General features: G+C 55.6%; 14 protein-coding genes and 1 tRNA gene. 8 read left to right on the top strand and 7 right to left on the bottom strand.

The window, feature by feature from the left end:
• The first annotated feature begins 4 nt into the window (after positions 1–4).
• Positions 5–1213 (top strand): DUF2254 domain-containing protein, encoded by a 1209-nt coding sequence (locus tag QQL78_RS10740; protein ID WP_284373284.1) that lies wholly within the window; start codon positions 5–7, stop codon positions 1211–1213.
• On the opposite strand, the gene QQL78_RS10735 is transcribed toward QQL78_RS10740, so the two are convergent.
• From QQL78_RS10735 to QQL78_RS10720, 4 genes are all read right to left on the bottom strand, one after another.
• Positions 1197–1847 (bottom strand): Crp/Fnr family transcriptional regulator, encoded by a 651-nt coding sequence (locus QQL78_RS10735; RefSeq protein ID WP_284373282.1) that lies wholly within the window; start codon positions 1845–1847, stop codon positions 1197–1199. The genes QQL78_RS10740 and QQL78_RS10735 overlap by 17 nt on opposite strands.
• 137 nt (positions 1848–1984) lie before the next feature.
• Positions 1985–2302, bottom strand: coding sequence for a phage holin family protein (locus QQL78_RS10730; RefSeq protein ID WP_284373280.1), 318 nt, complete (start codon positions 2300–2302; stop codon positions 1985–1987).
• 20 nt (positions 2303–2322) lie between these two features.
• Entirely contained in the window at positions 2323–2646 is a 324-nt protein-coding gene (locus tag QQL78_RS10725; RefSeq protein ID WP_284373278.1) for an ElaB/YgaM/YqjD family protein, read from the bottom strand.
• Between the two features lie 66 nt (positions 2647–2712).
• The gene (locus QQL78_RS10720; protein WP_284373276.1) at positions 2713–3528 is read right to left on the bottom strand and encodes a response regulator; all 816 of its coding nucleotides are present in this window, start codon (positions 3526–3528) and stop codon (positions 2713–2715) included.
• A gap of 124 nt (positions 3529–3652) precedes the next feature.
• On the opposite strand from QQL78_RS10720, the gene QQL78_RS10715 reads away from it, so the two are divergent.
• The 4 genes from QQL78_RS10715 to QQL78_RS10700 all read left to right on the top strand — a co-directional run bounded on the left by QQL78_RS10715 (position 3653) and on the right by QQL78_RS10700 (position 6195).
• The gene (locus QQL78_RS10715) at positions 3653–3808 is read left to right on the top strand and encodes a NepR family anti-sigma factor (protein WP_284373274.1); all 156 of its coding nucleotides are present in this window, start codon (positions 3653–3655) and stop codon (positions 3806–3808) included.
• Positions 3798–4373, top strand: a complete 576-nt coding sequence (locus QQL78_RS10710; RefSeq protein ID WP_284373273.1) for an RNA polymerase sigma factor — start codon at positions 3798–3800, stop codon at positions 4371–4373. Before QQL78_RS10715 ends, QQL78_RS10710 begins: the two co-directional genes overlap by 11 nt.
• 4 nt (positions 4374–4377) lie before the next feature.
• Entirely contained in the window at positions 4378–5931 is a 1554-nt protein-coding gene (locus tag QQL78_RS10705; RefSeq protein WP_284373271.1) for a phospholipase D family protein, read from the top strand.
• A gap of 90 nt (positions 5932–6021) precedes the next feature.
• On the top strand, positions 6022–6195 hold the full coding sequence (locus QQL78_RS10700) for a DUF1328 domain-containing protein (RefSeq protein ID WP_284375548.1): 174 nt from the start codon (positions 6022–6024) through the stop codon (positions 6193–6195).
• A 141-nt stretch (positions 6196–6336) separates the two neighbouring features.
• On the opposite strand, the gene QQL78_RS10695 is transcribed toward QQL78_RS10700, so the two are convergent.
• The 3 genes from QQL78_RS10695 to QQL78_RS10685 form a co-directional block, all read right to left on the bottom strand.
• Positions 6337–7305, bottom strand: coding sequence for an alpha/beta hydrolase family protein (locus tag QQL78_RS10695; protein WP_284373269.1), 969 nt, complete (start codon positions 7303–7305; stop codon positions 6337–6339).
• A 295-nt stretch (positions 7306–7600) separates the two neighbouring features.
• The gene (locus QQL78_RS10690; protein ID WP_284373268.1) at positions 7601–9313 is read right to left on the bottom strand and encodes a histidine kinase dimerization/phosphoacceptor domain -containing protein; all 1713 of its coding nucleotides are present in this window, start codon (positions 9311–9313) and stop codon (positions 7601–7603) included.
• Between the two features lie 74 nt (positions 9314–9387).
• Entirely contained in the window at positions 9388–9741 is a 354-nt protein-coding gene (locus QQL78_RS10685; RefSeq protein ID WP_284373266.1) for a hypothetical protein, read from the bottom strand.
• 44 nt (positions 9742–9785) lie between these two features.
• Between QQL78_RS10685 and QQL78_RS10680 the strand changes: the two genes are divergently transcribed.
• The 3 genes from QQL78_RS10680 (at position 9786) to QQL78_RS10670 (ending at position 13023) form a co-directional block, all read left to right on the top strand.
• A complete protein-coding gene (locus QQL78_RS10680; RefSeq protein WP_348540760.1) occupies positions 9786–10961 on the top strand; it encodes an AI-2E family transporter in 1176 nt (391 codons plus the stop codon).
• A 101-nt stretch (positions 10962–11062) separates the two neighbouring features.
• Positions 11063–11137, top strand: a tRNA-Gly gene (locus QQL78_RS10675).
• 83 nt (positions 11138–11220) lie between these two features.
• Positions 11221–13023: an ABC transporter transmembrane domain-containing protein gene (locus tag QQL78_RS10670; protein ID WP_284373264.1), complete on the top strand. Its 1803-nt coding sequence runs from the start codon at positions 11221–11223 to the stop codon at positions 13021–13023.
• The last annotated feature ends 39 nt before the right edge of the window (positions 13024–13062 follow it).

Genomic DNA, 13062 nt, shown 5'->3' with positions numbered 1-13062 from the left:
CCCTATGTCGTTCAGTGCACGGATCAAGAAGTATAATGATGACATAAGGGCAAGTTACTGGTTTGTACCAACGGTACTTGTACTGTCCGCGATCGCGCTCTCTGCTTTAACGCTGATCGTGGACAGTCACCCGGAAATTTCCAAATTCCGACCCGACTGGATGAAAATCAACGAAAGCCCTGACGGCGCGCGCGCGATTGTATCTGTGATTGCGCAATCGGTGATCGGCGTGGCGGGTGTGATGTTTTCTATCACCATGTTGGCCGTGTCTTTTGCATCAGGGCAATTCGGGCCGCGGCTGGTCGGCAATTTCATGCGGGACCGGGGCAATCAATTTACACTCGGCATTTTGATTTCGACCTTCACCTTTGCGCTATTTGTCCTGCGCGCGATAGGGGATGAGCAGGGTGAGGTGGCCGCCTTCGTACCGCAATTTTCAATCCTGGTCACGATGGCGCTGGCCCTCGTGTCAGTTTTTATGATGATTTTTCATGTGCACCACGTGCCCGAAACGATCAGCGCTTCAAACATTGTGGCCGGTTTGGGTCAGCGATTTTCCCGTGACATCCAAAACCTGCTGAATGAGGAACCGGTGGCCGTGACCGTCTATACCTCTGAGCATCTGGACATCCATCTTCATGCCTCTGGATATATCCACAATATTGCCCAAGACAAATTGGGGAGCATCGCACAGGAAAACGGTTGGGTGATCGAGATACTGGCCGCGCCGGGTGAGTTCATGCATCCGCACCGCAGCGCCCTGCGGATCTGGGGCACAAACGTACCTGTCGGCGCAGAGATGACCAGACGCCTGTGCGAAACAGTTGCACTTGGCTTGGCGAAAACGGAAAAGCAGAACCTGATCTTTATAGCGGAACAGCTGGTGGAAATCGTTGCACGGGCAATGTCGCCCTCGGTGAATGATCCCTTTACCGCAATCAACTGTATGCAATGGATGGAAGCGGGCTTGTCTTCGATGGCGCAAGAGGACCGACAGCTGCATATATTCCGCTGTGACGCCGTGCTTGCGCAGCCCATTGGCTTTGACACGCTGTTGGCGGCGTCACTTGGCGCATGTTTGCCCTATATCAAGGATGATCCTTTGACGCGCGAAACGATGCTGGATGCCTTGGCGCGACTGTCGGCGCTGGCCACCAGCGCACACCAGGCTCCTATCGACAAGTTGGCAAAGCAGGTCAGATCAGCGGTCTGATCGGTTCCCTCTCGGGATCAAGCGCGGCAATCGTTGCCAGTTTTTCAAGGCTTGGCACAGTGAGCTGCGAATCCTTCCAGACGGCCAGACCCTTGCTGCGAAAGCTGCTGAGGATCTTGTTGGTATGCACCAGTGACAAGCCCAATGCATCTGCCAGATCCTGCTGCCGATAGGGCAGGGGGATTGAATCACCTTTGCGCAAATCAAGGGCAGAGAGATGGATATAAAGCCGGACCAAGGCCCATGCGACCCGTTCTGTGCCGGTGCGCTGGCCAAGCGAAGCAACGGTTTCACCGAGAAAATGTTCCTCGACGGCAGCGACCCATGTCAGGTCAAAGGCGCGTTGCGGTTCATGTTTGAACAGATCCCATAGTGCAGAGCGGTCAAAGACGCAGAGAACCATATCGGTGGTCGCCTCGACCGAGTGCTGCATTTCTCCCATAACTGCGGCCTGTAGCCCGATGAAATCACCGGGCATGATAAAGCTGATCACCTGCCGCTCGCCGGTTTCCAGCGTTTTATAGCGCAGCCCCATGCCGCTGAGTGCAGTAAAGACCTGAGGTGTGCTTGAGCCTTCGGACAGCAGGGGGGTGCCTGAGTCGACGGAAAGCTCACCGATCTTGAAACGCTTCATGAACGTGAGGGTTTCGGCGGAGAAATCTTTAAAAATACGTTTTGGGCGCAGCGGACATGCATCGCATGAAACGCCGTTTTTGGTGCGACCGGATTTTCGTTGAAACAATTTGGTCACCTGAAAGCTATGGGTAATTTTTAACTGGAACGGTCTTTTTGCCGTCCCTGCTCAAATCCGCGCACGAAGGACAATACCACCAGTTGAAGGGGTGAAAGGTCTTCGGCGCTGGGATTTTGGCTTGCTGTTGGGGGTGGCGGTGATGGCTTTTTCATGCCCAAGGCGGCAGCAATTGCCGCAGCTCCCAGATAGACCGCACCGATGACCGTTGCGGCAAATATCTCCGAGCGCATTTCAGAAAGTACCATCCACGCGGCGGCGGTTAAAAATGCCACGCCGATGCACCCCAGCAACGCCGCCCCGGAAAAGGCCGCGCCTTTGCGCGCAGCCCTCCCCACTTTTTGCTCAATGCCGAACATTAGCGGCGTGCCGAGATCATGCCGATTAGAAACCCAACACCTGCCGCGATCCCGATGGCGGCACCGGGGTTTGCGCGTACCGCATCTTCAGCGTCGGAGTAGGATTTGGTTGCCTTTACCTTCAGCGCGTCGGCCGCTGCGGCACCGCTCTCTGCCACTTCTTGGGCCTTGGTGGTTGCTGCGGACTTCATGATATCGCCCTGGGCTTTGCCATATTCGGCAACTGTCGCTGTCAGGGCGGCAATGTCATCGCGCAGAACGGCCATCTGCTTTGATACGTCTGTGTTCAATTCTGCAATATTATTCTTTGTTGACTGTGCCATGGTGGGCTCCTCTTCCTATGTTCAACAAAGAAACCATCCCCTGACGGAATGGTTCCAATATTTTAGTTAGTGCCCCTCGATAATCTCTGAGGAGGAAAAGAACATCGCTTGGCTGACCGCTGATCTGACCTGATCTTCGGTATAGGGTTTCGAGATCAGGAAGGCAGGTTCCGGTCGCTCCCCGGTCAGCAGCCTTTCAGGGAAGGCGGTGATAAAGATGACGGGAATGTCGCCCGCATCCGCGAGAATTTCATTCACAGCCTCGACGCCGGAAGAGCCGTCAGCAAGCTGAATGTCGGACAGGATCAGGTCGGGCCGCTTGGTCGCGGCAAGTTTTACCGCTTCTTTATGCTTGCGCGCCACACCAGTGACCTTGTGACCCAGCTCGGTCACGATTTTTTTGATATGCAGTGCGATGATCGCCTCATCTTCAATGACAAGAATATTCCCGCAGACAGATTTTTCGATTTCCTGTTCTGCAATCCGCAACAATTCCGTTGCCTCGCTCACCTCGATCTCCATGATCTCAGCGACTTCCGCGACAGAGAAATCTTCGATGGTGTTCAGCAAAAGCGCTTCACGTGTGTTTTCGGTCAGCCGTGACAGGTGCATCTGCGCCTGTGCGGTCAGCCCGGTTTCACCGTCTTGGACAGGTGCGCCCAAGCTGGACCAGATGCGGTGGAAAGCGCCGAACAGCGCAACCTTGTGGCTGGAGGCCGTCTCAAAAATAGAACGGTCTGTCAGAAAAGCCTCTAGTGTTGTAGCAGCATACCGATCACCGGTTTGCTGTGAACCCGTCAGAGCCCGCGCATAACGGCGCAGAAATGGCAGCAAATCGGCGACAATGCGAGAGAGAGGCTTGTCTGATGCGGTCTGTGTCATTCGGAGTTTCCTTGTTTTCTTCATTTTCTTTGGAACCAAACTGGACATGGTCAGTTTGGTTCCATCTAATGTGAATAATTTCTGTTTCGCGGGGTTCAGAAAGTCTATGGAGATCGGCCGGGCTATGAGCAATGATAATCAACAAGAGAACCAGCGTACAGCGTTGATAAAGGAACAGCTGCGGCGGTCTTTCGAGGAGAAGGAAAAGGAAGAGCTGCCTTCGGAGCTGATGTCCTTGATTGATAAACTGCGCGAGCAGGATGAATCTAATGGAAAATGAAATCGTCGCGGATATTGATCCGAGGGACGAGCTGGTTACGCATTTGGGCGCTTTGCGGGCCTTCGCCCTGAGCCTGTGTCGTAACGGAACTCTTGCGGATGATCTGGTGCAGGAAACTGTAATGAAAGCCTGGAAATCCATTGGCAAGTTCGAGGTAGGCACCAATATGCGTGCCTGGTTATTCACCATCCTGCGCAATACCTACTACACGACCTACACAAAGTCGCGCCGCGAGGTTGCGGATGTTGATGGCGTGTTGAGCGGTAATCTGGCGGTGAAACCCGAGCATGACGGGAAGCTTGCCTATACTGATTTTCTGGAGGCGTTTGAACAATTGCCCGACGACCAGCGCGAGGCGCTTACCTTGGTTGGTGCCTCCGGTTTCGCTTATCACGAGGCTGCCGAAATGTGTGGCGTTGCAACCGGAACGATGAAAAGCCGGGTGAACCGCGCGCGGCAAAAGCTGGTCGAATTGCTAGACCTCTCGCCCGATGACTCATTGGAATTGACGGATAGCGGCACCATGGCAGTTGTTGTCGCGGGGCAAAGTGTCCGTAAGGGCTGATCGCGTGCAGGGGGATGTGCCAGAAAAGAACCAGTTTGAAATCCTGATAACCGCTCAGGAGGCGTACCCCCGGCTGGAGGCCTTGTTTCTGGACGCAAAGGAACGGATCGACATGGGGTTTCGCCTGTTTGATCCTTCCACAAGGCTGCTGTCCGAAAGGGCGCGGGCGGTTGGGGATACCTGGACGGATCTCTTTCTGCACACCCTCAAGCGGGGGGTTTCGATTGACCTGAGCCTGTCCGATTTCGACCCCGTCATGGCCGTTGAATTGCATCGGCAGTCGTGGCGGTCGATTGCTCATTTAACCGCAATGAACGAGCTTTCCGGCACTGATGCGGGCCTGATATCGGTGCGGTGCATCTTGCATCCGGCGGAAGGTGGTATTGTTCCGCGGGTGATGTTTGCCGCCCAGACACGCAAGAAACTGAAACAGATCGCGGCGGATTTGAATGCTTCCGCTGATCCTCTGGTTGGGCTACGTTTTGCACCGGGGCTGCATAGCTACCTGGAGGTTGAAAACGGAAAGGTTTCTTTGCGGCGTGGGGCTTTGCCACGGCTTCACCCTGTTTCATTGCATCATAAGATGGCGGTGTTTGACAGCAGCATCACCTATATCGGTGGGCTTGATCTGAATGAACGCAGGGTGGATGACAGAGGGCACGACCAACCGGCCCAGGATACCTGGCATGATACGCAGGTGGTATCTAACGACCCTGCGCTTGCTCAGGACGCCGCTGATTTCCTTGCGGCACTTCCAGAGGTAATCGACCGCAAAAAAGCCTTGCGCAAAACATCCTCAGCGTTCCGCATGACCTTGTCACGGCGATGGGAGCGCTCAACGTTCAAGCTTGCCCCAGAAAATGTTTGCGACAGCCTGTTGCAGGAACACCTAAGGCAGATCGCTGCGGCAAAAGAGTTGATCTATCTGGAGACCCAGTATTTTCGGGATCGCCGTATTGTCGCGGCGCTTGTCGCTGCGGGGCGGCGTAACCCGGCACTGCGGGTGCTGGCATTGATCCCGGCGGCACCGGAAGAGGTTGCTTTTTCAGATCACGCAAGTCTGGATGCGCGCTTTGGTGAATATCTGCAAGCCCGTGGCCTTCACAAACTTCGCAAGCAGTTTGGTGACCGGTTTTTAGTGGTCAGCCCGGCGCAACCGCGTAAGCCGGATCAGCGCGATTCATCGTCCGAAAGGGCGACACTTGCAGGCGCGCCGATTGTCTATGTGCATTCCAAAGTGTCAATCTTTGATGGCAAAGTTGCAATTGTATCTTCGGCAAACCTGAACGGGCGCAGCATGAGATGGGATGCAGAGGCGGGCGTGCTACTGAGCGATCATGCACAGGTGCGCGAGCTGAGGGAAAAGGTGTTTTTCCATTGGCTGGGCGAGGTGCCGAACACGGCAGCCGACCGTGCATTTGAACAATGGAAACAGCGTGCTTTGACAAATGAATCACTGTCGCCAGAGCAACGCAAAGGGTTTGTTGTTCCTTATGCGCTTGAGCCAAACAGACAGGTGGGCACCGCTCTTCCCGGGGCACCTGAAGAGATGGTCTGAGCCGGGTTGCAACAAAACTCGGAACCAATTTTGGACGCGATGGTTCTGTTTTCAGAAACCGAAACATCAAAATCATATTGGAGACAAACCATGCTAGGTTGGGCTTTAACATTTCTCGTCGTTGCACTGATCGCCGGTGCTTTAGGCTTTGGTGGTATTGCGGGGGCGTCCGCAGGGATGGCGCAAATCATCTTTGTGCTGTTCCTGATCCTGTTCGCAATTGCAATGGTCGCTCGGGCAGTACGGGGCAAACCGCCGCTGTAAACACAACACGACGACACAGTGCAAAAAGACCTCGCGGTGCCGTGGGGTCTTTTTTTTGTGGGCAGTGGTCAAGCCCGGCATGAATGCGGTGAGGGGTCAGTCCATGGCTGAAAGGGCAGAATGCGCGCTTTCAGGTTCGGGCTATTTGTTCTCACCACTGAGGAAAGAAGTGACTATTTTCGTCACTCGCTGATGGATGCCCTCGCGTCTTTCCTTTGAGGGGCCGCAGATTGAGGCATCGCCATCTTCCTCCAGAATACTTGGCCCGGCATCCGTGCATGCTGCGAAAGCATCGACTGCCGAACTATCGGCGACCTCGACGCTTGAGATATTGCTTGCCGTGTTGGGGATTTCGTCACCGTTTCCAAGCGAAACCAGCAGGTGTTTTGTATCCGAGAGGGCGATATCCAGTACTGCCAAATACTCGGGCTCGATTGCCACAGCAGAGGTAATGCGCGGATCATGTCGCAACCCTGCCAGACCGTCCTGATTGGTTTGCGTCAGCGTAACACGCTGAGAGGCATACCAGCCACAGTCGGGCCCTGCAAAGGGGGCTTCGATATCGCATGACCGCATGTAGTGATCGACGTCGAGCTTGGCACCGGCCACGGAAAGAGCCGCGGTTGCACCCAGCGCAAAGCCGACCGCAGAAATGCTATCCTGATCGATCAGTTTGCCCCAGTTAGCATCGGACAGTATCCGATCAACCGCACGGCTGATATCCTGCGGCCGCCGCCAAACTTCGTTCACTGCGATAGATGCGCTTTCCGGGCGAGGCGCGTTGATCTCGGCGACGATAAAACCCGCCTTGGCAATGGATGAACTCAGCCAGGCACCGGAGTCAGCGGCCGACCGCAAGCCGCCATGTGACACCACAATCAGGGGAAGTGGCTCTGTTGGCAGGGGAGCTGCTGGAACAGCGGGTTCTCCCAGAAAGACGGCATTGCCGCCAATGGCCGTGGTCGCGTGCCCCTCGGACGGGTACCAGATCGACAGGGCCAGAGGGCGTTCTGCCTCAGAGAGGTCGGTAAGATCAGCAAAGCCGGCAGAAGTTTCCGCGAAGCAGGGGAAACTGCCAAGGCAAAAAGCGATAAATAGGCCGATTCTCACATCATGCCTCCATATTAGACTACAGGTTGAGGCCGGTTAGCATGGCTTCGCAGCAATGCCCGCTCGCCTTGCGCTGCCGACCTTTCTTGCGCCAAATAATACCAGCTGCGATGCCTTTGCAATCAATGCGTTTGGTGCGGGTCAGAACTGTGACCCTAGCGGCGTAAACCCTGTGAAGAATGTGGTGCGACGCCCGCTTGTTGATCCCCAAGAGGGGCCTGCAAGCCGCGAGATTTGGCACAGGATTTAATCCCTATGAAGCCACTGGTGCCCTATTGCTGACGCCAACCTGTTTTCAGTCCTCTGCATCCAGAGGGTCGATGGGGAACGATAGTTTGACCTTGAATTCCTGCCCTTCGATACCTGTATCAAGGTCACCAGACAGCTGCATCGCAAAGGCTTCCATCAGTTCAGAACCCAGACCTGTCGATTTTTCAGGGTCGGGCACCTCGGCCTGAGGGGGGATCGAGTTGGTGATCACAACTTCGGCAATATCATCTTCCAGCACCTGAAGGCTTACACAAAGGTTCTTGTTCTTGCCCTGGGCGGCACCGATGTATTTCAAGGCGTTGGTCATCGCCTCTGTCACGAACAGCGACAGTGGCACAGCTTGATCCGGCACAAGCCTGATTTCGTCGAAGTCGGTTTCCAGCTTGATCGATGCATCCCGTGCGGCGGCCATTTTGATCACCTGATTGACGATGGCATCCAGATGTTCGTCCATGCTGATGTCAGCCTGACCCGAGGTCTGATAGAGGTTCCTGTGGATCGTGGCGAGGCTGTTGACCCGGTCATGCAGGCTTTGCATGATCTGCTTCACCTCTTTTGATCGTGTCTGTCGCATTTGCATGCTCATGATCGAAGCGATGAGTTGCAGGTTGTTTTTCACCCGGTGGTGAACCTCGCGCAGCAAGACATCCTTTTGGCGCAGGGCGTCTTCGATTTTGGCCTCGTCGCGCAGAACCATATCGGTCATGCTCATATAGGTATCGGCAACATCGCGCAGTTCACGGGGCGCTGACCGAAATTCCTGATCGGTTGTGGTGTGGCGGGTTTTGGCGAATTCACGCATGGTCCGGCGCAACCTCACAACATGGCGTGTGACAAACAACGAGGTGGCGAACCATGCCACCGCAAGGCTGGCAAGCCACATCAGAGCAGGAAACAAAGCCGGGTTCTTGAGGTAGAAACTGCCACTGACATCATGATCGACGGGCCAGGTAGACAAGGCGTAGAGTTCGCCATTTACAACGGGTGCCAGCGCATAAAGTCGTTCCGTCCCATCCGCACCAAGCGCGCGGAAACTCTTGGGTTGCTCGGAAATAAACTCGCTTGGATGCAGTTGTGGCATGACAGCCTTGGCCTCTGCCAGCGAGTCGGGGGCTGTCAGCACTGTGCCAAGCGCGTTCAAGGTCAAGAAAACAGCATTGGTGGGGACGGAGGCGGATTTTTTCAGTTTTTGATGTGGGATCGACACGGCGGTGAAGCCCAGTAGGTCCCCGGTTTTATCAAAAACCGGATGTGATGCGTAAATCACCGATGTGCCGGAGATTGGCGCGTCTTGATTCACCAGAACAATCGGCTTGGGATCGGCAATCTGACCCTGTAGCTCCGGGGTGACCCCCAAATTGAACGGGGCTAGGGCGCTTGAACAAGAGACATAGCCGGTGGTGTCATAGAAACCCGCAAATGAGAACTCGGTGTTTTCCAGCGTATCACGCATCAGCTGGTTACACTCGTCAGGTTTGCCGTCGGTCATCGGTAACCATTGGCTCAGGGACTGGGCCACTGCCTTTGCCCCTTCGATGCTGATGATTTCATCCTGAACCGCGTTTAACGTCACCCCGGTCAGGGCTGCCCGTGAGCGTGCAACCGCTTCGTTCACCACGCTTTGGGATCTGACGATGGACACGATCATCAGCGGCAGCAGGGCCACCGCCAAAACGATGGCCAAGCGAATGCCCAAGCGGTCAACTCCCGCCCATAGGCTTTTCAGGGTTTGCTTCATCTATTCGGGATCCTTCGGCTACAGCCCTGTCTTTACGACATATAGGCTGCGCTCCGATCAGGGAAACCGAAAATTCATGGTTTGTATCCAAGAAGCCGCAATATATCTGCGCCTGAGAAAGGGCGCATCAAAACCGGAAAGGGGCTATTTGCCGCCGCTTCCTCTGCCGCATCCCCCAGTAAAATCACCTTGGTCTTGAGCTTGGCAAAAAGCGCAGCCAGTTCACTGGCAGCAAAATCTTCCGGGCCGAGGCTCAAGAAGGCAAATTTCCAGCCGTCGGATTGCTGTGCAACCTCGATTGCCTCGACCTCACTTCCAACTGTGACCGGCGAAATGGTGGGGAATTGTTCTTTGACCGCGCCGATCAGATCACATCGCACCAAACCGGCAACCCCCATTACCAGGAATCGGCTGTCATCAGTCGTCATTAGATCGCCCCAGATAGCCATTGAAAGGCTACACTTATCCCCTCGTGTTTGGTCTGTCTTTAATATTTGACATAGCAGGGGAACCAAATCCGCGCCGGTTGGTTAAGAATGGGCATGCAGCGTCCGGTGCGCTTGTATCTATTGGGGTGACGGTCTTGGACGATCTACGAAAAATCAAAAATCTGCTCACTCTTGTTGTGATTATTATGGGTTTTGCCGCGGTTTATGTGGCCAGGGATATGTTTTTCCCGATCATGATTGGTTTGCTGGTCGCGCTGACGTTCAGCCCGGTGGTGCGCAGCTGTGCTCGGGTCGGCATTCCCACGTCTGTGGCGGCTGTTGCGATCATATTTGGCGCGGGTATGGCCTTGAGTTTGGGTTTTTACCTGCTAAGTGGCCCGGTTTCCGAGATCGTGGCGGATGTGCCCGCCATGGGGGCAGAGTTGCGTGAAAAGCTTCGGGGGGTGCTGGCTTCGATCGAAGATGTCAAAGACGCGAGCGAGAAGGTCGAAGAACTTGCCAGTGGCAGCGACGGCGCGGCTGTGGTGACGGTCAAACAACCCGGTTTGCTGGCTTTCGCCGCAGGTAGTATTGCGAATTTTATGGGGCTCACCGCCCTTGGTTTGATCTTTGCCCTGTTTATTCTGGCCTCGGGAGACCTGTTTTATGACAAGTTGGTTGATGCCTTTCGGACGTCTTCCGACAAGCGCCGGGCAAAAAACACAGCCCGCGATATTGAGCGGCAGATTTCACGCTATTTCCTGACCATCACAATAATCAACGCAGGTCTTGGCCTATGTGTCGGATTGGCGATGTATCTTATTGGACTGCCCAATCCTATGCTCTGGGGCGGGCTGGCTTTTGCGCTGAATTTCCTGCCGTTTGTCGGCAGCCTGTTTGGTGCCGTGCTGGTTGCTGCCTTTGGTGTGCTTAGTTTCGATACGCTTGGGATGGGGCTGCTGCCGGCAGTGGTTTATGCGCTTTTGACATCAATCGAGGCGCAGTTCGTTACCCCGACGATCCTTGGCAAGCGGTTGAATATGAACACGGTTTCGGTTTTCCTGACGGTGATCATCTGGAGCTGGCTATGGAGTGTTCCGGGCGCGCTGATGGCGGTGCCGTTTCTGGTGATGCTGAAAGTCATCTGTGACAATGTGCCCAGCATGGCGGTGCTTGGCAATTTTCTGGGTGCCAAAGCCGTACCCGAAAACAACGCCTAGCGGCGCATATCCCGCTGATCCGCTGAGCGGATAAATTTTACCTGCTCTGCATCTGCTCAGTTGACGCTCATGGCGCGATCACATAGAGAAGGCATCGCTGAGCGGGCGTTGTGTAATGGTTAAGACCTCAGTTTTCCAAACTGAAGATGAGGGTTCGATTCCCTCCGCCCGCTCCAGATCTTCCTGCATGTGACATCCTCGACGCTTGACCCTGACGGCCAGCCGCGCCATCAGGCGTGCACGCAATAGAGGAAGTCCCATGGCAGTTGCGCCGTCCCCCGTGCCCAATAGCAATAAAGAGCGTGAAAAGTCGCGCCGTTTCGGTTCATTGCGGGCCTTGTTGCCGTTTCTGATGCCCTATCGATGGTTGATGCTGGCCGCTGGCGTTGCATTGGTGACAACGGCCATGGTGTCGCTGGCGATGCCGCTGGCGGTGCGCCGTGTGGTGGATAATTTCGACACTGCGGATGTGCAGCTGCTGGATCAGTATTTCATGGCCGCCCTTGCGGTTGCTGCGCTTTTAGCACTGGGCACGGCCTTGCGTTTCGCGCTGGTGACGCGGCTGGGTGAACGGGTTGTCGCGGATATTCGTATGGCGGTGTTTGACCGTGTCATCGGGATGAGCCCAGCCTTCTACGAACGCATCCTGACCGGCGAGGTGTTAAGCCGGATCACCACGGATACCACATTGATCCAATCGGTGATCGGCTCCTCCATCTCGATTGCCCTGCGCAACTTCCTGATTTTTATCGGGGGGCTGGTACTGATGTTGCTGACTTCGGCCAAGCTGGCGGGGCTGGTGTTGTTGATCGTGCCCGCGGTGGTTGTTCCGATTCTGACACTGGGACGGCGGATGCGCAAGCTAAGCCGGGAAACCCAGGACTGGATTGCGGCCTCCTCTGGCAATGCCTCTGAAAGCCTGACCGCGGTGCAGACGGTGCAAGCATTTACCCATGAGAACGCCAGCCGCGCGCAGTTCTCCAGCATCACAGAAGCCTCTTTTGACAAGGCCAAGGAACGTATCAAGATCCGCGCCTTCATGACGGTTATCGTGATCTTTCTGGTGTTTTCCGGTGTGGTTGGCGTGTTGTGGATCGGGGCGCGCGACGTGCGCGGCGGCGATATGACCGCCGGTTCACTGGTGCAGTTTGTGATCTATGCAGTGATGGTTTCGGGCGCGGTTGCGGCCCTGTCTGAAATCTGGAGCGAGCTGCAACGCGCTGCCGGGGCCACTGAACGATTGATCGAACTGTTACAGACCGATGATACCGTGCTGGACCCCGAAGCCGGCCAAAGGTTGCCCCGGCCGGTGCGCGGCGAAATTGCCTTTGAGGCGGTGGAATTCACCTATCCGGCGCGGCCGGATACGATTGCCTTGGAGGGGGTCACCCTTGATATCAAGCCGGGAGAAACCGTTGCTTTTGTTGGCCCGTCAGGTGCCGGTAAAACCACGATTATTCAGTTGCTTCTGCGGTTTTATGACCCTCAATCGGGGCGGATCACATTGGATGGTGTCGATCTGCGGGATCTTACACGGTCGGATTTTCGCGCCGCTGTTGCACTGGTCCCGCAAGATCCGGTTATCTTTGCCGCCAGCGCGGCGGAGAACATCCGTTTTGGTCGTCCCGACGCCACCGATGCGGAGGTAGAGGGCGCTGCAAAAGCGGCGGCTGCACATGAGTTCATCGCGGGGCTGCCGGATGGCTATGACAGTTATCTGGGCGAGCGCGGTGTAATGCTGTCGGGCGGGCAGAAACAGCGTATCGCGATTGCCCGCGCCATTCTGCGGGATGCGCCGGTGCTGCTGCTGGATGAAGCCACCAGCGCGCTGGACGCTGAAAGCGAACGCGCGGTGCAAGAGGCGGTGAACCTTCTGAGCCAGAATCGCACCACCCTGATTGTCGCGCACCGTCTGGCGACCGTGAAGAAGGCGGACCGGATTGTCGTGCTGGACAAGGGGCAGGTGGTGGCGACGGGTACCCATGATGAGCTGGTGGCCAAAGGCGGGCTTTACTCACGCTTGGCCAAGCTGCAATTCACCGATGGCATGCCAACCCCGTAATTCCCCCTTTTACCTGTGCCGCAAAACGGGTCATACTCC

It is taken from the genome of Sulfitobacter pacificus (genome assembly GCF_030159975.1).
Classification (GTDB): Bacteria; Pseudomonadota; Alphaproteobacteria; order Rhodobacterales; family Rhodobacteraceae; genus Sulfitobacter; species Sulfitobacter pacificus.
This window is presented reverse-complemented; position numbering and strand designations above follow the sequence as displayed.